The organism is Pseudomonas asuensis (assembly GCF_014646755.1).
Lineage (GTDB): Bacteria > Pseudomonadota > Gammaproteobacteria > Pseudomonadales > Pseudomonadaceae > Chryseomonas > Chryseomonas asuensis.
Window position 1 is genome coordinate 181,366 of the sequence record NZ_BMNW01000005.1, and the last position, 18,361, is coordinate 199,726.

The window sequence follows — 18,361 nt, forward strand, 5'->3', positions numbered from 1 at the left end:
CAATGTCTCTGATGCTGAATGAAACCCAATCCATTCCCGCCGTTCTGCAGCATATGCTGGAGGATGATAGTGCCGTTACGGCACTGGCAGACCGTCTGGCTCGTAATCTGCCCGACCTTATGATTACCGTGGCGAGGGGCAGTTCGGATCACGCAGCCGCCTACCTTGCTCATCTAATGATGTCTCAGATCGGTATTCCCAGCCTTTCGATTCCACTCTCGCTGGTCAGCCTCAATCAGCCGCCCTTACGCTTAAATAACGCCTGGGTGGCTGCGCTTTCTCAGTCGGGCAAAAGCCCGGATCTGATCGCCAGTGTTCGTTATCTGAAATCACGTGGTGCTCGCGCGACAGCCTTGGTCAATACGCCCGACTCGCCTTTGGCAGCAATGGCTGACGGTGAAGTATTGCTGCCCGCCGGGCTTGAGCAGAGCGTGGCAGCCACCAAAAGCTATGTTGCTATGCTCATGGCAGCTGCCCAGACGGTAGGCCATCTGGAACGCAATCTGGATATGCATCCCTCAGGCCTCCTAGAGGCACTCAAGGCATTACCTCAACAAATGGAGCGTGCTGTTCATGCCGACTGGTCAAAGGCTGTTGAAGTGTTGACTCCGGCAGACAAGATGCTGGTGATCGGTCGCGGCCCAAGCCTTTCGATTGCTCAGGAAGCCGCTCTCAAACTCAAGGAAACCTGCGGGATTCAGGCCGAGGCTTTTTCCAGTGCGGAAGTGAAGCATGGCCCGATGGAGATCATTACCAAAGGGTATCCGATTCTGGTCTTTGCGCCAGCAGGCGCAGAGCAAGCAGGCACACTGGCGTTTGCCCAGGAGATGCGTGAGCGGGGAGCCAAGGTGCTGGTCGCGGCAGCCGCCGATAAGGAAGGGGTTAACCTGCCCACCATCCAGACCGACCATGCCCTGCTGGAGCCCTTCACCATGATCCAGAGTTTTTATGTGCTTGCCGAGGCATTGGCAACTGCACGTGGCTGCAACCCTGACAAGCCGCACTACCTGAAAAAGGTCACCGAGACGCATTAGTGGCTGCCCCACCCTGACGCCACAGTAAAGCTCCGACACTCCACTGGTCGGGGCTTTTTGTTCTCACTTAAAGCTTGAATCCCCCTGGCCGATAGCACTCGCATATCGGGCGTACTGTGCGCCGCGCATCAGTTAAATGGAAAGGGTCATGGGACGTACGCCGCTTACGCAAAAAGCATTTATTGGATCAATGCTATTGCTTTTACCTTGCCTGACATGGGCAGAAGAAGCGGCTGCGAGTGAGTTGTCCGTGAGTGATATTGCAATCATGCTGGGCATTGTTGGCGTGCTGATAGCCTGGAGCGTATACGAGGGCTTGCGCAGCAGCCGAGTGACAAAAAGACTCGCGCCCCATCAGGCCATCATTGCTGCCAATACGCCTCCGGTAACACCCTGGCAAGCCCATGCGGAAAACTGCCCGTTCTGTGAAGCCCCAATGGCGTTACGCACGGCCAAGGCAGGCAAGCGTTTTTATGGTTGCAGCCGCGCGCCCATTTGCCAGGGAACCAAGCTTATCGGCCATCATGCAAGGGCGCGGGCCTCTCGCCTGTCTAGCCTCTAATCGCTTTGCTTACGCCGGAATGTGAGCCTGCCCTCTTGCCTTGAGGGTATATGCCGGCCGCAGCCGCCAATGCCAGGGGGGAGACCCTTCGGCCAGCGGACATAAGTGCACATCTGAGGATTGATCCGGCAAGACTTTTCGCGCCATAAAACTCGCACAGGCATCGGCAGTCATCAGATCATTAGCGTCCAGCTTAATAGGCTTATTCATACTCAGGGATAAGCGCGCCTTATTAGCTAGCTTACTTCAAGCACAGTAGCCTTTAGTCATTGTGGATATTGCCCGGCCGTTAGTCACGCCGCTCCGTTCCTGACGCGGTTCCCCCTCAAGACTTGTCGGGCTCAGCCGATCCTTTGTAACAACTTTTACAGGCTGAAACATGCAGCGTCATTGCGTGTGCACGTCGAGTCGGACTCAATGAATAGTGATCTTTCGGCGTCTGATCGCGCCCAGATTTTGGAAACAGCAACGGATCGCTTCTGGAGCAGGGGTGTGCTTGGCATCAAGGCGGTGCTGAGTATTCACATCATTTTTCTTTTGACGTTCATTGCGCTGGACGTCAAAGCCCTCTGGCTGACCAACATTGGCAGCGTGGCCATCCACTTCTATTGCCTACAGCTACTAAAGGCCAAGCGCTATCGATTGACAAGCACGCTGCTGATGTCGGAAATCGTCATGCATGCCGTAGTCGCAACGATAGTCCTAGGATGGCATACCGGGTTTTATTATTATCTGCTTTGCATCATCCCTATCGCGCTATTCAACTACACCGTCGCGCCCTTTTGGCGCTGGATAACCTGCATATTGATCTGTACCTGCCTACTGATAGGCAAGGTAATGGATCTTTTTTTCGCCGTTGAACCCCTGTTCATGTTGAGCCCCGAGGTTACAGAGCTGTTCAGCCTGTTCAACCTGGGCTCCGCCATGGTGATGCTTGTGTATATCTCAGCGCTGACAGCTTCCAGCTCGATTGCAATGCAGGCAGATCTGTTCACCTTGGCCAACAAGGACAGCCTGACCAACCTATATACCCGCGGGCGTTTGCACAGCGAGGCGCAGCGGCTGTATCGCAGCCCCCAGACCTTCAAACCGATCTCGTTGATCATGCTGGATGTGGATCACTTCAAGAACATCAACGATACGTTCGGCCATGACGTGGGCGACATGGTCCTGCAACGGGTGTCATCGGTTATTGCCTCTTCGGTTAGAGGCACTGACGTAGCTTCGCGCTGGGGCGGCGAAGAGTTTTTGATCCTGATGCGTAATACCGACCTCAAAAATGCCGATAGGATTGCCGAGCGAATCCTGGCTGAGATTCGCGCGATACGGTTCGAAGTAGAGGGGTCCACCATCATGGTGACCGCAACACTGGCTACCTGTGTGATTGGCGAGCATGAATGCCTGAAGGATGCCATCAAGCGTACCGACAAGGCGCTTTACCAGGGTAAGCAGCAAGGCCGAAACCGCGTCATGCCTGCCGCTCAGCCGGTGGTAGCCTGAGCGGCCTGCCAAGAATGGACGTCCGGACTAGACGCGCTGTTCTATCACCGCTCGTCTAGTGGAAAGCGCAGCATTAGCCAGTGCAGGAAAACCCGATTGACCTCATCGGGTCGCTCTTGTTGGGTCCAGTGCCCGGACGCTTGAATTGCACCACGCTGGAGGTCATGTACGTACGTTTCCATCCCTTCTGACATGGAAGGTGGCAGGAAGGCATCCTGATCCGCCGTAACCATGAGTGAAGGTACATCTATCTTGGTAGGTAGATTGGCCGAACGCTCCCAGTTACGTGTGATGTTGCGATACCAATTAATGCCTCCAGTAAAGCCGGTTCGGCTGAAGGTATCGACAAAAACGTTGAACTCCTCCTCGTTCAGAAAGGTTTCCCGAGAGTCCTGTTCGGGCTGATAGGCCTCCAGCCAGCGCACCAGTGCAAAGGCTGAGCCCTCGTCAGAGGCCTTGGCATTTGAAATACCTTCGCCATCGCCTTGTCTGCTTTCAGGTTTTTTCATCAAAAAACTGAACACATTGCGGGCGTCTCGGTTGAAGACGCTATCCGCTTCACCAGGCTTTTGGAAATGCACCTGATACATCTCATCGCCCATGCGCTTACGCATGGCCTCAATAGGCTCGACGGGCGGACGCGGCAGATAAGGCGTATTAAGGCCAATAACGCCAGCCGTACGGTCAGGGTGTAGAAGTGGCATCTGCCAGACGAGCAGACCACCCCAGTCATGACCACAAAAAATAGCCTTCTCTACGCCCAGATGATCCAGCAGGCCGACAAGATCGCCCGTCAGATGCTCCATGTCATAGGCCTCAACCGCCTCAGGGCGTTCGGTCAGGCCGTAGCCGCGCTGATCCGGTGCGATGACCCAGTACCCAGCCTCACTTAGTGCCTTGATCTGGTGACGCCAGGAAAAGGCCAGCTCGGGAAACCCGTGGCAGAGCACGATGGGAATTGCCGGTTTGGCGCCAGCCATTCGGGGGCCAGCCTCGTAATAGGCCATCTGGATACCATTGACCGGGGCCATATTAACTGGCGGCATCATGGGAAGTGCTGGGGCAGACATGGGCCTCTCCTCTGGTAAATACGTTCTTTAACGGACTGCGCTCAGAGAAAAGGGTTTTGTATCGTAGTGTTTTGTTGCGTTTATGCTGAATCTGCATCGAAGCTGAGCCGATTCGCTTCAAACGAGGCGGATTAAGCCGTCGTTTTAATACAAAGTGCTATCTACTTGTCATTCACAGGCAAATCTTATGAACAGTAGACACGGACGATCTGTCCAGAATCAGGAAGGTCTGTGGCTGATACACAGTCCATAACAACGATGCCTTTCAAGGCACCCTGATGAGCAGAGGACTTAGCATGTCGACCGCCCTTCCAATTCGCCCCCTACCGTTTGACCCTTCCTTTGAACAGATCGCGGATGATGAGGCCGAGACCACCCGCGAGTTGGTTGAAACAATGCGCACGATCATCGAGACAACGTCCAAGGATTATGGGCATGCGGTACGCAGCGTACATGCCAAAAGCCACGGATTACTGCAGGGGCGTCTGAAGGTATTAGAAGGCTTACCTCCAGAGCTGGTCCAGGGGGCGTTTGCCAAAGCAGGGGAATACCCCGTTGTGCTGCGCTTTTCAACCAACCCCGGAGATTTGCTGGACGATAGCGTCTCTTCGCCACGAGGGCTGGCCATCAAGATCATTGGCATGGAAGGTGACCGCCTGCCAGGAAGCGAGGGCCAGCTGACGCAAGACTTTGTGATGGTCAATGCATCCGCCTTTTCAGCACCAACGCCAAAGGCGTTTCTGAAAAGCCTGAAGCTTTTGGCAGCTACCACAGACAAGGCGCCGGGCCTCAAGAAAGCGCTTTCGGCAGTCCTGCGCGGCACTGAGAAGGTCATCGAAGCCGTCGGCGGAGAAAGCGCAACGCTCAAGTCCCTGGGTGGCCATCCGGAAACCCATATCCTGGGCGAAACCTTCTACACCAGCGTGCCACTGCTGTATGGCCCTTACTATGCCAAGATGAGTGTGGCACCGGCTTCGCCTGAGCTGACGGTATTGGCCGATGCGCCTCTCAATGTGAATGGCAAGCCCAACGGGCTGCGTGACGCAGTAAGCGACTTTTTTGCCCAGCAAGGTGGTGTATGGGATGTACGGGTTCAACTGGCTACCGATCAGGAAAAGATGCCTGTCGAGGATGCATCCGCACAGTGGCCGGAAGATGAAAGCCCTTATATCATCGTTGCCCGGATTGAGGTCGATCCACAGCCCGCCTGGACAGAGGCTCGCGCCAAGGAAGTAGATGACAGCATGGCCTTCTCACCCTGGCATGGACTGGCAGCGCACCGCCCTATTGGTGGCGTGATGCGCTCGCGCAAGCCAGCCTATGAAATGTCGTCCGGATTCAGAGAGCAGTTTAACGGCTGCCCTATTCACGAGCCACGCTCACTGGGCACGTTACCGCAATGAGCATGACCTGCCGGCGTCGTTAGAAGGTGACGCCGGCAATCAATGCGATGTTGGTATAGGGCTGGCATTCACCCGTACGAACCTGCACACGGGCCTTCTTGCACAGCACTTTGAGGTCTTCATGGCTCACCAACTGACGCTTGCCAAGCTCGCCCGCAGCACTTAGCCGCTGAATTTCAGCCAATGCGGGCGGATGCTGGGCAACCGTTTCTTCTGCCAGCACATGGGACTCGATCTGCATCTCGCTCACGATGACTCTTAGTGTGGTAGCAAAATCAGGCACGCCGTGGGTTACCGCAAGATCGATACACTCCACGCCAGGGGGTACCGGCATGCCGGCGTCACCAATCACGATCACATCGCCGTGGCCAAGGCTGGCAATCACGCGGGATAGCGCACTGTTAAGCAAGGGTGTCTTTTTCATAGGCGCTCTCAGGACTTCAATTCACGGCGATAAGGAATGGAGGGTTGCGCACCGGCACGAGTGACGGACAGCGCAGCGGCCTGTTGGCCCAGGCGAACGGCCTCATCCAAAGACAGCCCCTCGCCCAGGGCAGCGGCAAAGCCGCCAACAAAGGTATCACCGGCCGCCGTGGTATCCACCGCCTGGACAACCTGCGCCGGGAAGTGCTGCTGGCGCTGGGCATCCTTATACAGCACGCCCTGAGAGCCCAGGGTCAACAGGATACGCTTGGCGCCTGCGTCGAGCAGCGCTTGCGCTGCCTCGGCGGCCGTTTCCAGCGAGTCGACCTGGATACCCGTCAGCAAGCTGGCTTCGCTCTCGTTCGGAATCAGGTAATCCACATTGCCGTACCAATGGGCAGGCAAAGGCCCTACCGCTGGAGCAGGGTTCAAGAGGACCGTTTTCCCCAATTCGTGGCCGCGGGTCAGGGTCTTTTCAACGGTTGCGACGGGCACCTCCAACTGGGCGATGATCACATCGGCTGCCTGAAACGCGGCGTCATACCGGGTCAGATGCTCAGATGACAGCTCACCATTGCCACCCGCCACAATTACGATGCAGTTCTGACCGTTATCATCTACCAGGATGGAAGCAATGCCGGTGGATACGCCTTCCAAAGCCTCAACAGAAGAACAATCGATTCCTTCAGACTCAAGACCACTACGCAATATCTCGCCATAGGCATCATGGCCGACACAACCGATCATAGTGACCTGGGCGCCCAGACGGGCACAGGCTACAGCCTGATTGGCGCCCTTGCCGCCAGGTGCAGTAACAAAGCTGTGACCTGCAAGGGTCTCGCCACCAACGGGTACGCGTGGGGTCCGTACCACCAAGTCCATATTCAGACTTCCCACGACGACTATTTTTGCTTGCATCTTATGGACTCTCGTTCAATTCGATAGACGCAGTGGACTCGCGCACCACCAGGGTAGGCGCCACCACGGTATGTTCAGGTGTGGACCGGTGCCGCTGCACAAGGCGGGCCAGCAATTGCTCGGCGGCACGCTCGCCCAACTGCAGGATGGACTGCCCCACTGTAGTCAATGCTGGATAAAGGTAGCGGCTCACGGCGATATCATCGAAGCCTACAACCGAAAGATCCTGCGGCACACGCAGGCCGCGCTCGGCAGCGGCGCGCAGGATACCGATTCCGATCATATCGTTCCCGGCAAAAATGGCCGTAGGCGCATTTTTTTCCAACAGCTGTGCAGCAGCGGTATAGCCGGCAGCGCTGGTGAATTCAGTATTGAGTAGCCATGCTGGCTCTACTGCTTGCCCGGCTTCACTCATGGCACGGCGATAACCGGCCAGACGCTCCTGGGCAACCAGCGTTTCAGCCGGCCCGCCCAGACAGGCGATGCGCCGATGCCCTAGCTCCAGCAAATGCCGGGTTGCCAGATAGCCGCCCTCTTCATGGTTGATCTGTACCAGATCCGCTTCAACGCCCTCCAGAGGACGGTCAACCAATACCATAGGCACTTTAACCGAGGCTAATGCCTGGGCAAACTCACCATCGCCGCCCACAGTGGCCACGATCAATCCGTCGATACGGCGCTCCAGCAGCACGCGCAGGTAGCGTCGCTGCTTGCTGTTGTCATCGTCGGAATTGCACAGGATTACGCTATAGCCGTTACGCTCACAGTGATCCTCAATGCCTCGCGCCAGCTCGGCAAAATACGGGTTGCTGCCATTGGGCACAAGCAGCCCGATGGTGCTGGTAGCCTTGGCCTTGAGCGAGCGGGCCACGCCGCTAGGGACGTACCCCAACTGGTCGATGGCCGCCTCGACCTTGGTTCGTACCTCAGGACTGACCGGACGAGTACCATTGAGTACGTGCGACACCGTGGTATAGGAAATACCGGCCAGCGCCGCCACGTCCTTGATGGTCGCCATGGTTAGGCCCGACGCTTGGCGCGGTGGCTGCGGTAGGTGTCGAGCACCACGGCCACCACGATCACCGCACCGGTAATGATACGTTTGGTCGGCTCACTGGCACCAATCTGCGCAAGCCCTGCCGCCAGCACAGAGATGATCAGGACACCAAAGAACGTACTGATGACCGAACCACGCCCACCCATGAGGCTTGTACCGCCGATGACCACCGCCGCGATGACTTGCAGCTCAAGCCCGGCACCGGCATTTGGGTCAGCGGCTTCCAGGCGTGATACCTGGAACAATGCTGCCAGACCAGCCAGCAGGCCCATAAGGGCAAACACCAGGATCTTGTAAGGCTTGGGATTGATACCGGCCAGGCGCACTGCCTCTTCGTTGGTACCGATGGCGACCAGATAGCGTCCGAACACGCTGCGTGTCAGCAATGCATGGGCAATCGCGATCACCAGCAAGGCGATGATAAAGGACGGCGAAATACCAAAGGCGAAAGGTGTAGACAGCCAGCCATAGGCATCACCGATATAAGCAGTCCGCGAATCGGTCAACTGATAAGCCAGCCCCCGTGCCATTTCCAGCACACCCAGGGAAACGATAAAGGATGGAATACGCCACGCCACGGTAACAGTGCCCGTTACGGTGCCCGCCAAGGCTGCGCAGACCATGCCCAGGACCGCGGCTGGGAAAATGCCCCATCCCCAATTGAGTATCGCGACGCTGACGACCGACGCCGCCAGTGCCAGCACCGAACCTACGGACAGGTCGATTCCACCGATGATAAGGATCAACGTCATCCCTACCGACAGCACCATCAAGTCTGGAATCTGGTTGGCCAGGGTAGTAAAGGTGCTGTAAGACAGAAAATGGCTGCTCATGGTAGAGAACAGCACGATCATGGCCAGTAGAGCACCCGCCAATCCCAGGTAAGTGCCAAGGCCGGACACGCTACTGCTGCGCTTGGTCGCGGCTGGAGTTACGGTAGTGTTCATACGGAGAATTCCTGAAGGGGAGAAACCGCTTCGCCCAGCATGGCCTCACGGCTGCTGTATCCGGCAAAAGCGGCAGCCAGGAGACGGTCCTGGCTCCAATCGTTACGGTCAAAGGTTTCCATGAGACGGCCGGCGGACAGCACGGCAATCCGATCGCAGATCAACATCAGCTCACGCAGGTCACTGGACACGACGACAAGCCCTTTGCCCTGCCGCGTCAATTCACCGAGCAGCCCATAGATATCGAACTTGGCGCCAATGTCGATGCCCCGTGTGGGCTCATCGAATAACAACACCTGACAGTCGCGCTCAAGCCAGCGGCCAATCACGACCTTCTGCTGGTTACCGCCGGAGAGTTCGCCCACCGGCTGATGCGGGCTGGAACTGCGAATACGCATGGCCTTGATCTGCCGCTCTGCCAGGGCCAGCTCGGAAGAGGACTGAACCACACCGTGCCTGGCAACGGCAGGCATGTTACCCAACGCTAGATTCGCGCAAATGGATTGGGTGAGTAGCAGCCCCTCCCCTTTACGGTCTTCGGTAATCAGGGCAATGCCATTACGCACGGCTTCCGCCGGAGAGCTCACCTTGGTTTCACGTAACGGATTACCTACGAAAACGCGTCCGCTGTCGGCACGGTCAGCACCGTAGATCAGTCGCAGCAATTCCGTGCGGCCGGCGCCGATCAAGCCGGAAATACCGAGGATCTCTCCTGCACGAACCTCGAACGATACGTCGCATACCTTGCCAGCGCGGCTCAGCTTTTCGACCCGCAGCACGGGCGCACCAATATGGCGCTCGCCCAGGTCGATATGCTCGCCCAGGTCACGCCCCACCATCAGCGCGACCAGCTGATCGGTGTTGTAACGGCTGATGGACTCGGCGGCGACCAACCGGCCATCACGCAGAACCGCGATCCGCTGGGAGATGCGCTTGAGTTCTTCCAGACGGTGGGAAATGTAGACAATGGCAACCCCGCGGGCTTGCAGGCGCTCGATCTGCTCGAATAACAGATCAACCTCGCGCGCCGTCAGCATGGCCGTAGGCTCGTCGAGAATCAGGATGCGGCAGTCACCGATCAGGTTTCGGGCAATCTCGACCATCTGCTGGTGGCCGACCCCCAGGTCAGAGACCAACGTATCCGGGTCGATGGCATCCAGCCCGACCTGCGCCATGGCCAGCCGTGCCTGTTCGCGCAGCCGGCTGCGCGAAATCCACCCGCCCCGACTGGGCAGATTATCAAGGAACAGGTTTTCGGCAACGGTCAGAGTCGGCAGCAGGTTAAGCTCCTGCATGACCATGCGCACACCCAGGCGCTCGGCCTGGGTACGGCTGCCGGGTGTATACGGCTGGTCGAGAAAAGTCATCTGCCCGGTCGTAGGCGGCGTCAGCCCTGCAATGATCTTGGACAGCGTGCTCTTACCCGCGCCATTTTCACCTGTCAGCGCCAGCACCTCGCCGGGGTACAACTCAAGGTTGACCTCAGCCAGGACGGGTTGTGCATAGGTCTTGCCGATGCCGGTAATGGAAAGGACTGGCCTGCCCGACATGACGGTCTCCTTTAAAACTCAGGTGCTACATAGAACTCCGGCGCAGAGCCGAACACTGTCGACTCTGCGCCAAAGCCTTGCAGGAAAAAGAAGGATTACGGCTTGGTGACAAGCTCGACAGGCGTTTCGATTACGCCGTCGACGGCCCCTGTGGACTCGCCTTTGACCAGCTTGAGTGCAGCATCGATACCAAAGACAGCCTGCTTACTGGCGTACTGGTCGGCAGTAGCCAACACGCGGCCATCTTTAAGCATGGGCTTGATGGCGTTGATGTTGTCGTAACCCACCACCAGCACTTCGCCCTTTTTACCTGCGGCACGAATAGCGGAGACGGCACCTAGCGCCATGCTGTCGTTACCAGCCAGCAAGGCTTTCAGATTAGGATGCTCGTTGAGCATGGCGGAAGCCACCGCATTCCCCTTGTCAATCTCCCAGGAGCCGGACTGCACGCCAACGATTTTCATGTTGGCCGCTTCCATTGCATCCTTGAAGCCTGCGGTGCGTTGTTGCGCGTTGAAGGTGGTAGAGACGCCTTCAATGATGCCCACTTCATCGCCGGACTTGAGCTGCTTGGCCAGGTACTCGCCTACCAGACGGGCGCCCTTGCGGTTGTCCGGGCCTACGAAGGGAACATCGAGTTGCTTGCTCTTGAGTACATCCTGATCAAGACGGTTGTCGATGTTTACGACCTTGATGCCAGCGTCCATGGCTTTCTTGATGACGGGCACCAATGCCTTGGAGTCTGCCGGCGCGATAACGATGGCATCGACCTGAGATACGATCATCTGCTCGACGATACGGATCTGGCTGGACGTATCGGTTTCGTCCTTGATGCCATTGGAAATCAGATCGAACTGATCAGAATGCTCTTTCTGGTAGCCCTTGGCGCCATCTTCCATGGTACGGAAGAACTCATTGGCAAGTGACTTCATCACCAGAGCAACCTTGGGCTTGTCCCCATCCTGGGCATAGGCAGCGGACAGTGGCAGAAAAGCCGAAGTTGTAGAAAACAGAACAGCAGCAGCGAGAAGCCGCATAGGGAGGGATGCGTTCATGGTGCACTCCATTATTGTCTTTGTTATGGCGCAAACGTTTGCGTGGCGGAACTATGAGAAGAAATGATCCGATTGTCAATTAGGGAAATGTGATAGCAGACGGGTTGTCAGGTGAAGGAAAATTTGGATAACACGCGTATCGAGCCGGCCATGACCGGCTCGATACAAAGCTTATGGCTTGGCGTGCTGAGTCGCTTCGATCAGGTCAAGGCGTTCCTTCCAAGGATCGGATTTGAGGACCGCCCCCTCCTCAGGTGTGAAATCCATGACCAGGTTGCTGTCACGGTTGAACGGTAACCAACGGGCTACGTTTGTACCGTTGGGATTACCCGTCTTGATGAAATTGACAAAGATGGCATGGGCCTCGTTTGCCATGGCCTGATCCTTATCCGTCACCTCCTCGCCGTAACGTGCTTCCAGTGTCTTGAAAAAATACGGAATCTCGCTGGCATGTTGCGCCCCGTTCGTTTCGCTACGCAGCGAGTCTGCGACATAGGAAAAGCGATAGAGAAAGGCCTGCCGATCGTTTTGGGAGATCTTGTTGGCTACGAAGCGGGCCGGCTCGGTCATCATGCGATCCATGGCGACCGCTGCCCCTACAGCCTGCACGTCTCCGGTGTTTTGCGGGTCATACAGTTGGCGGGCGCGACTCGCCTCATCTCCAAACGGTGCGAACAACTCATCCATTGTCCTGGCCGTGTTGAAGCCAAGGTCAGCGCTGGTCGAGCCAATAATCATGGGGACTTTGTTTTCCTGGCGGGCGCTGTAGACCTGCTCCGGTGTACCCACCACGATACGCCCGTCGAGCACCGGGCCACCGACATAGGTGGAGGCATTGCTGCCCATCGTCATCATGTTCAGATCGCCTAGCACACGGTTGGCAGGCAGCGCGCGTAGTGCTTTCAGCGCTTGGGGATCAGTACCCTCCACGCCTACGCTGCGGGCGAAATTCTTGCCGATGGTCTCAGCCGACGGATTGCCCGGCAGATCACGGCTGATCTCGTGCAGCTCGCCCGTCAGCGAACGCCCGCCACCCGACATGACGATGGCACGGTTAAACAGACCTCGTGTGAGCGGCGTGGTTGTAATGTTGAGTACCGAGCCGCCGCCAGCAGACTCACCCATGACGGTGACGTTGTTCGGATCACCGCCGAACTGGCGAATGTTGCGCTTCACCCATTGCAACGCAGCGATCTGGTCCATGTAGCCATAGTTGCCCAGCGGACCTTCCTTTGCAGCCGTCAGCGCGGGATGCGCAAAGAAGCCAAAGCGGCCGATCCGGTAGTTGAAACTCACAAAGACCACACCATCACGGGCAAAGGCGCTACCGTCATAGACCGACGGCGATGCTCCGCCATTCACATAGCCACCCCCATAAATCCAGACGACAACCGGCAGTGCTGCCTTACGGGTTGCCTTGTCCTCGGCTGGGCGCCAGACATTCAAATACAAGCAATCTTCGGAAGGCTCTGCTCCCAGTGGGGCTGCATCGCTGGCGATCGGCTTTTGCATACAGTCAGCGCCATAGGCTGTGGCTTCGCGGACACCGCGCCAGGGCTTGACACGCTGCGGTGCTCGCCAGCGATTTTCACCCACGGGCGGTGCAGCAAAGGGAATGCCCTTGAATGAAATGACATCCCCCGACTGGCTACCCTTCAGGCGGCCGCTATCAATGCCAGCCTCAGTCAACGCACTGGTCTGGGCAAAGGCCCCAAGGGGGGCCATGAGCAAGCCCATCGTGATCAGTTTCTTTATGGATGGAGTCATTGTTTTTCCTTTTGGCAGATCAATTGGGGCAAATCCATGCGGAGCACTGAGGTGCCTGCGGGTGTGACGTTTAGGCCACTGCCGAGGTTCCGCTCCTTCACCATACAGAAGCTCGTTTAACGCAAGGTTTAAGCAAGCATCTCCGCCTTGCTGACTAAAACCTTTTGTCTGCGAACGTTGCTACTTGGCGGATCAAACTATTCTTTGCACTGTCACAGCGGGAGTTGATGGCAATGAAACATCACCTGTCCTCAACCATGAGATGGCGCGCGTAAAAAGCGTAGCCGAAACCCGATGCGGTATCGACTCTCCACACTTTCCGTGGCTCATACGGAAAAGCCCCTGGTAACGGAATGCCGCAGCCTGATGACTGCCGATAAAAGGACCCAAGATGAGTATCGCCTCAATCATCGCCCTGATTCTTATTTTCGTCGTAGGAATCCCGTCTTTCAAAATCATCAAGGAAACACTGGCTCGGGCACGCCTGCTGGAAGACCAGCTGGTTGCCATCAGCACTCAGCTCAGGGACGTCGAGTTCAAGCTGGAAGAGCTGGATGACAAACTTGCTGACGCACCAACCGCCTACGCTTCAGAGCGTACGGTACGGGTCGAGAAAGAAACCGCTCATCCCTGAACGGGCAATCGCCTGGGTTAAGTCAGTCTGCCTATGACGCAGATGTCGCTACAGACCGGTCTACGGTGAACGCCTTCTATTTACGGAGCTTTCGCCATGCATACACGTACACTTGGCAAGACCGGTCCTCAGGTATCCGCGCTGGGCCTTGGCTGTATGGGCATGTCGGACCTCTATGGCCCGGCTGACCGTAGCGAAAGCATTGCCACAATCCACGCAGCGCTGGACGCCGGCATCAGCCTGCTTGATACCGGGGACTTCTACGGCATGGGCCATAACGAGCTGTTGATTGCCGAAGCGCTCAAGGGCCGCTGCCGGGAAGACGTGACGATCAGTGTAAAATTTGGTGCCTTGCGAGGGCCGGATGGTACCTGGATGGGGTATGACGGCCGACCGGAAGCCATCAAGAATTTTCTGGCATACACGCTCAAACGCCTGGATACGGACCATGTGGATATCTACCGCATTGCCCGCCTTGATCCGAACGTTCCGATTGAGGATACCGTAGGCGCCATTGCCGACATGGTCAAAGCTGGCTATGTGCGTCATGTAGGTCTTTCCGAGGTGGGTGCTGATACGATCCGCAAGGCGGCTTCCGTTACTTCTATCTCTGATTTGCAGATCGAATACTCGCTGATTTCCCGTGGAATCGAAGCCGAGATACTGCCCACGTGCCGCGAGCTGGGAATTGGCGTTACAGCCTACGGCGTTCTTTCGCGAGGCCTTATCAGTGGTCACTGGACCAAGGACCGCTCAGGTGAAAAGGATTTTCGAGCTATTAGCCCGCGTTTTCAGGGCACCAATCTAGAAGCCAATCTCAAGCTGGCCGACACGCTCAAAGCTATAGCAGCGAGCAAGGGTATTACGGCGGCACAACTGGCCATTGCCTGGGTTCTGGCGCGTGGTGAGGAAATCGTCCCGCTGGTAGGTGCACGTACCCGAGAGCGTCTGGAAGAATCACTGGGCGCACTAAAGGTCACGCTGAGCGCAGAGGAACTGGTGGAAATTGAATATGCCATTCCTGCCAGCGCAGCCGCTGGCGAGCGTTATCCTGCGTCACAACTGGTTCATATGGACAGTGAAAAGCGGCGCGACTGAGCGGCTCGCCTGATTCCCTTTATGAATGAACGGGTGAATTTTTGTCATTTGTAAGGCACGAACGTGACCCGCAGAATGACCTGATATAACAATAGCTAGGCCTATCTAAGGAGCGGTTTGCCATGACGACGCAGGCTTTTGTCGATCCCGATGAGATCCGTGCCCGGTTCTCCCGCGCCATGTCTGACATGTACAAGGCTGAAGTGCCACTGTACGGGGCGTTGCTGGAACTGGTGGCCGATATCAATCAGCGTACGCTGGCAAACGATCCAGCGTTAGCAGAGCAACTGCGCCAGACGGGTGAAATCGAGCGGTTGGATCAGGAGCGCCATGGCGCGATCCGCGTCGGCACGGCGCAAGAGCTGGCTACGCTGCGCCGTCTGTTCGCAGTTATGGGCATGTATCCCGTGGGTTATTACGACCTCTCCGAAGCGGGCGTGCCGGTGCACTCCACTGCGTTTCGTGCCATCCATGAGGCCTCCCTGCAAAAGAGCCCGTTTCGCGTTTTTACTTCCCTGCTCCGCCTGGAGCTGATTGAAGACGAAGCGCTCAGGCAAAAAGCAGCCGATATCCTGGCGCGGCGTATTATTTTTACTTCTCGGGCGCTGGAGCTGATTGCCCGTAGCGAGACGGACGGTGGACTGAGCGAAGAGGATGCCACTGCATTCATTTGTGAGGCTCTGGAAACCTTTCGCTGGCATGGCGAGGCCACTGTTAGCGCCGAGGTGTACCAGCAGTTGCATGATCAGCATCGCTTGATTGCCGATATCGTGGCGTTCAAGGGGCCGCATATCAACCATCTGACGCCTCGGACGCTGGATATAGACGCCATCCAGCAGAGCATGCCGTTACGCGGTATCACGCCCAAGGCTGTTATCGAAGGACCGCCGCCCCGTCGGTGCCCTGTTCTGCTTCGCCAGACCAGCTTCAAGGCATTGCAGGAGCACGTCAGCTTTATCGATGCGCAAGGTCATGCCGTTGCCGGTAGCCACACGGCTCGCTTTGGCGAGATCGAACAACGTGGTGTGGCGCTAACACCCAAAGGCCGTGCGCTGTACGACAGATTGCTAAGCACCACCCGCACTCATGCACCCAGTGAAAGTAATGCTCAAGCTTATATGCAGGCATTAAGTAATGTCTTTGCTGACTTGCCCGATGATTATGAGCTCCTGCGAAAGCAAGGCTTGGCCTACTTCCGCTACTTTGTGACTGCGCAAGGGCTTGCGGCTCGAAACGAGGCGCCTATGGATCTGGAAACCTTGATCAGTGCCGGCTATGTCGCTTATGAGCCACTGGTCTATGAAGACTTCCTGCCCGTTAGCGCAGCAGGCATTTTCCAGTCCAATCTGGGTGATCATACCCAGGCCTACTATGCGCAGGCATCCAGCAAGGACCGCTTCGAGCAGGATTTGGGCGCTTTGGTCCTGGATGAGCTAGCTCTCTACGCGGACACTCAGGCGCGCTCGCTCGACGTCTGCGCGGATCAATTGGGAATAACCCTTTTGTAAGGTCAAATCAGCCAAGAGTGCTCCCATTATGAAATCGAGAGCCCTCTTGCTGCCGAACTAGAGCGGCTGCGGTATTACTGCTGTCCGTACAGCGCGTCCAGTCTAAAGATATTTCATTTCTTTACCGATACAGAGCAAGTGAACCTTATTGCTTTCTCCCATCGGAGCGCTTCTCATGTTGTCCAATTTAACAATCGGCAAAAAGCTGGGTGCAGGCTTTGGGCTGATCATCGCGATCATCTGTATCCTGGTGTATGTAGCTCGCCACGGCTTTTCCGAGGTGGATAACTCGGTCAAGTGGAACATTCATACCTATCAGACCATTGATGGGGCTAATAATCTGTTGATTAGCCTAACTAACATCGAAACGGGTATGCGTGGATTTGCCTTAAGCGGTCAGGACGACTTTCTGGAACCCTATAACGCGGGAAAAACGGCGTTCGAGCAAACCTGGACGAAGCTTAAAAAGCTAACATCTGATAACCCGACCCAGCAAACTCGCCTAGATGATCTCAAAACCACTCAGATGAAGTGGATGAACGAAGACATTGAGCGTTCCATACAGCTGCGGCGTGCTGTTGTACAAGGCTCCTCCTCCATGGACGATATGGTGCAGCGTATTATTGATCGCCAGGATAAGGCAAAGATGGACAAGATGCGCCAGCTGATCGCCGACTTCAGCAACGACGAGTCGAAGCTGCTTGGCGTGCGTGCCGAGGCCATGCAATCTGCTGAGCAAAATGCTATCTGGACAATTATCGGCGGTGGAATCCTGGCTGCCGTAGCGGCTCTGGTCATTGCGTTCAGCCTGTCTACCTCCATCAAGCGCCGTCTGGATGATGCCATCAAGGTTGCCCAGGCTATTGCCGCTGGCCGTCTGGATACTCAGATCAGCAGCACTGGCGAAGATGAAATTGGCAGCCTGCTCAAGGCTTTCAACGCCATGCAGCAGCGCCTGCGGGAAATGATTTCCGAGATCAAGGGTGGTGCCGAGCATCTTCTGACAGCCGCTCACGATATCTCCAATACTTCAGAGCAGCTAGCAGTAGCCGCACGGGATCAATCGAGTTCGGCATCTTCCATGGCCGCTACCGTGGAAGAACTCACCGTCAGCATCAGCCACGTTTCGACCAGTGCGAACGAGGCCCATGCCATCTCTACTGACTCCGGCAAGCGTTCCATTGAAGGTGGCAACGTCATCCGTCGCACCCTGGAAAGCATGACGCAAATTGCGGGTACCGTGCAAAGCTCGGCTGAGCAGATCTCCGAATTGGGCCGTCATGCCGATCAGATTACATCCATCGTGAACGTGATCAGTGAAATTGCCGAGCAAACCAACCTGTTGGCCTTGAACGCCGCGATCGAGGCTGCCCGTGCCGGCGACCAGGGTCGTGGCTTTGCGGTGGTGGCTGATGAAGTCCGCCTGCTGGCGCAGCGCACTGGCAAGTCCACCCAGGAAATCGCCGACATGATCAAAAAGATCCAGGCGAGCACCCAGGATGTTGTTGGCAGCATGAACGTTGGCGTGACTCAGGTGAACCAAGGCGTAGAGCTGGCTCACTCTGCTAGCGAAGCCATTGACGAGATTCGTAACGGCTCGGATCGCATCATCTCCGTGGTCAACCAGATTTCCCTGGCACTTCGTGAGCAATCTGTTGCCAGTCAGGACGTAGCGCGCAGCGTAGAGCGCATTGCACAGATGGCGGAGACCAATAGCAACTCCATTGAAGGCGCCTCGCGTAATGCTTCAAGCATTCAGCACTTGGCTCAGTCGCTGGACAAGCAGGTCGCGCAGTTCCGTCTGTAAATCTTGCGCACCGAAAAGCCCACCTTCT

The 18,361-nt window shown here is 56.6% G+C and carries 16 protein-coding genes and 1 pseudogene; 9 read left to right on the forward strand and 8 right to left on the reverse strand.

Annotated features, from left to right (window positions below):
* The first annotated feature begins 2 nt into the window (after positions 1-2).
* The 3 genes from IEX86_RS12780 (at position 3) to IEX86_RS12790 (ending at position 3,096) form a co-directional block, all read left to right on the forward strand.
* The gene (locus IEX86_RS12780) at positions 3-1,034 is read left to right on the forward strand and encodes an SIS domain-containing protein (RefSeq protein ID WP_188866512.1); all 1,032 of its coding nucleotides are present in this window, start codon (positions 3-5) and stop codon (positions 1,032-1,034) included.
* Between the two features lie 148 nt (positions 1,035-1,182).
* On the forward strand, positions 1,183-1,596 hold the full coding sequence (locus tag IEX86_RS12785) for a topoisomerase DNA-binding C4 zinc finger domain-containing protein (RefSeq protein ID WP_229685329.1): 414 nt from the start codon (positions 1,183-1,185) through the stop codon (positions 1,594-1,596).
* A 417-nt stretch (positions 1,597-2,013) separates the two neighbouring features.
* Positions 2,014-3,096: a GGDEF domain-containing protein gene (locus tag IEX86_RS12790; RefSeq protein WP_188866514.1), complete on the forward strand. Its 1,083-nt coding sequence runs from the start codon at positions 2,014-2,016 to the stop codon at positions 3,094-3,096.
* A 44-nt stretch (positions 3,097-3,140) separates the two neighbouring features.
* Here IEX86_RS12790 and IEX86_RS12795 read toward each other — a convergent pair whose 3' ends face one another.
* Entirely contained in the window at positions 3,141-4,166 is a 1,026-nt protein-coding gene (locus IEX86_RS12795; RefSeq protein ID WP_188866515.1) for an alpha/beta fold hydrolase, read from the reverse strand.
* Positions 4,167-4,462: 296 nt separating this feature from the next.
* Here IEX86_RS12795 and IEX86_RS12800 point away from each other — a divergent pair, with 296 nt between their 5' ends.
* Positions 4,463-5,569 carry a catalase family protein gene (locus IEX86_RS12800; protein WP_188866516.1) on the forward strand — a complete coding sequence of 369 codons (1,107 nt, stop codon included), beginning with the start codon at positions 4,463-4,465 and terminating at the stop codon, positions 5,567-5,569.
* A gap of 19 nt (positions 5,570-5,588) precedes the next feature.
* Here the strand turns inward: IEX86_RS12800 and rbsD are convergent, their stop codons facing one another.
* From rbsD to IEX86_RS12835, 7 genes are all read right to left on the reverse strand, one after another.
* Entirely contained in the window at positions 5,589-5,993 is a 405-nt protein-coding gene (gene rbsD / locus IEX86_RS12805; RefSeq protein WP_188866517.1) for a D-ribose pyranase, read from the reverse strand.
* Positions 5,994-6,001: 8 nt separating this feature from the next.
* Positions 6,002-6,910 carry a ribokinase gene (gene rbsK / locus IEX86_RS12810; RefSeq protein WP_188866518.1) on the reverse strand — a complete coding sequence of 303 codons (909 nt, stop codon included), beginning with the start codon at positions 6,908-6,910 and terminating at the stop codon, positions 6,002-6,004.
* Position 6,911: 1 nt separating this feature from the next.
* A complete protein-coding gene (locus IEX86_RS12815; RefSeq protein WP_188866519.1) occupies positions 6,912-7,928 on the reverse strand; it encodes a LacI family DNA-binding transcriptional regulator in 1,017 nt (338 codons plus the stop codon).
* Between the two features lie 2 nt (positions 7,929-7,930).
* Entirely contained in the window at positions 7,931-8,914 is a 984-nt protein-coding gene (locus IEX86_RS12820; RefSeq protein WP_188866520.1) for an ABC transporter permease, read from the reverse strand.
* Positions 8,911-10,464, reverse strand: coding sequence for a sugar ABC transporter ATP-binding protein (locus IEX86_RS12825; RefSeq protein ID WP_188866521.1), 1,554 nt, complete (start codon positions 10,462-10,464; stop codon positions 8,911-8,913). The genes IEX86_RS12820 and IEX86_RS12825 overlap by 4 nt, the downstream gene beginning before the upstream one ends.
* A 95-nt stretch (positions 10,465-10,559) precedes the next feature.
* Entirely contained in the window at positions 10,560-11,519 is a 960-nt protein-coding gene (locus IEX86_RS12830; RefSeq protein WP_188866522.1) for a sugar ABC transporter substrate-binding protein, read from the reverse strand.
* 171 nt (positions 11,520-11,690) lie between these two features.
* Entirely contained in the window at positions 11,691-13,286 is a 1,596-nt protein-coding gene (locus IEX86_RS12835; protein ID WP_229685330.1) for a carboxylesterase/lipase family protein, read from the reverse strand.
* Between the two features lie 391 nt (positions 13,287-13,677).
* Between IEX86_RS12835 and IEX86_RS12840 the strand changes: the two genes are divergently transcribed.
* From IEX86_RS12840 to IEX86_RS25675, 5 genes and pseudogenes are all read left to right on the forward strand, one after another.
* Complete coding sequence (locus tag IEX86_RS12840) at positions 13,678-13,920, forward strand: hypothetical protein (protein ID WP_188866523.1); 243 nt, start codon at positions 13,678-13,680, stop codon at positions 13,918-13,920.
* 96 nt (positions 13,921-14,016) lie between these two features.
* Positions 14,017-15,018 (forward strand): aldo/keto reductase, encoded by a 1,002-nt coding sequence (locus IEX86_RS12845; protein WP_188866524.1) that lies wholly within the window; start codon positions 14,017-14,019, stop codon positions 15,016-15,018.
* A 122-nt stretch (positions 15,019-15,140) separates the two neighbouring features.
* Complete coding sequence (gene hglS / locus IEX86_RS12850; protein WP_188866525.1) at positions 15,141-16,526, forward strand: 2-oxoadipate dioxygenase/decarboxylase HglS; 1,386 nt, start codon at positions 15,141-15,143, stop codon at positions 16,524-16,526.
* A 175-nt stretch (positions 16,527-16,701) separates the two neighbouring features.
* Positions 16,702-17,478, forward strand: a pseudogene (locus IEX86_RS25670) (CHASE3 domain-containing protein); the annotation flags it as partial.
* Positions 17,479-17,607: 129 nt separating this feature from the next.
* Positions 17,608-18,333: a methyl-accepting chemotaxis protein gene (locus IEX86_RS25675; RefSeq protein ID WP_373290436.1), complete on the forward strand. Its 726-nt coding sequence runs from the start codon at positions 17,608-17,610 to the stop codon at positions 18,331-18,333.
* Positions 18,334-18,361 lie beyond the last annotated feature (28 nt).

Bases quoted from the DNA above. Each gene is read 5' to 3' on its own strand.
- IEX86_RS12780 (WP_188866512.1), top strand. From the start codon at position 3: ATGTCTCTGATGCTGAATGAAACCCAATCCATTCCCGCCGTTCTGCAG.
- IEX86_RS12785 (WP_229685329.1), top strand. From the start codon at position 1,183: ATGGGACGTACGCCGCTTACGCAAAAAGCATTTATTGGATCAATGCTA.
- IEX86_RS12790 (WP_188866514.1), top strand. From the start codon at position 2,014: ATGAATAGTGATCTTTCGGCGTCTGATCGCGCCCAGATTTTGGAAACA.
- IEX86_RS12795 (WP_188866515.1), bottom strand. From the start codon at position 4,166: ATGTCTGCCCCAGCACTTCCCATGATGCCGCCAGTTAATATGGCCCCG.
- IEX86_RS12800 (WP_188866516.1), top strand. From the start codon at position 4,463: ATGTCGACCGCCCTTCCAATTCGCCCCCTACCGTTTGACCCTTCCTTT.
- rbsD (WP_188866517.1), bottom strand. From the start codon at position 5,993: ATGAAAAAGACACCCTTGCTTAACAGTGCGCTATCCCGCGTGATTGCC.
- rbsK (WP_188866518.1), bottom strand. From the start codon at position 6,910: ATGCAAGCAAAAATAGTCGTCGTGGGAAGTCTGAATATGGACTTGGTG.
- IEX86_RS12815 (WP_188866519.1), bottom strand. From the start codon at position 7,928: ATGGCGACCATCAAGGACGTGGCGGCGCTGGCCGGTATTTCCTATACC.
- IEX86_RS12820 (WP_188866520.1), bottom strand. From the start codon at position 8,914: ATGAACACTACCGTAACTCCAGCCGCGACCAAGCGCAGCAGTAGCGTG.
- IEX86_RS12825 (WP_188866521.1), bottom strand. From the start codon at position 10,464: ATGTCGGGCAGGCCAGTCCTTTCCATTACCGGCATCGGCAAGACCTAT.
- IEX86_RS12830 (WP_188866522.1), bottom strand. From the start codon at position 11,519: ATGAACGCATCCCTCCCTATGCGGCTTCTCGCTGCTGCTGTTCTGTTT.
- IEX86_RS12835 (WP_229685330.1), bottom strand. From the start codon at position 13,286: ATGACTCCATCCATAAAGAAACTGATCACGATGGGCTTGCTCATGGCC.
- IEX86_RS12840 (WP_188866523.1), top strand. From the start codon at position 13,678: ATGAGTATCGCCTCAATCATCGCCCTGATTCTTATTTTCGTCGTAGGA.
- IEX86_RS12845 (WP_188866524.1), top strand. From the start codon at position 14,017: ATGCATACACGTACACTTGGCAAGACCGGTCCTCAGGTATCCGCGCTG.
- hglS (WP_188866525.1), top strand. From the start codon at position 15,141: ATGACGACGCAGGCTTTTGTCGATCCCGATGAGATCCGTGCCCGGTTC.
- IEX86_RS25675 (WP_373290436.1), top strand. From the start codon at position 17,608: ATGGCCGCTACCGTGGAAGAACTCACCGTCAGCATCAGCCACGTTTCG.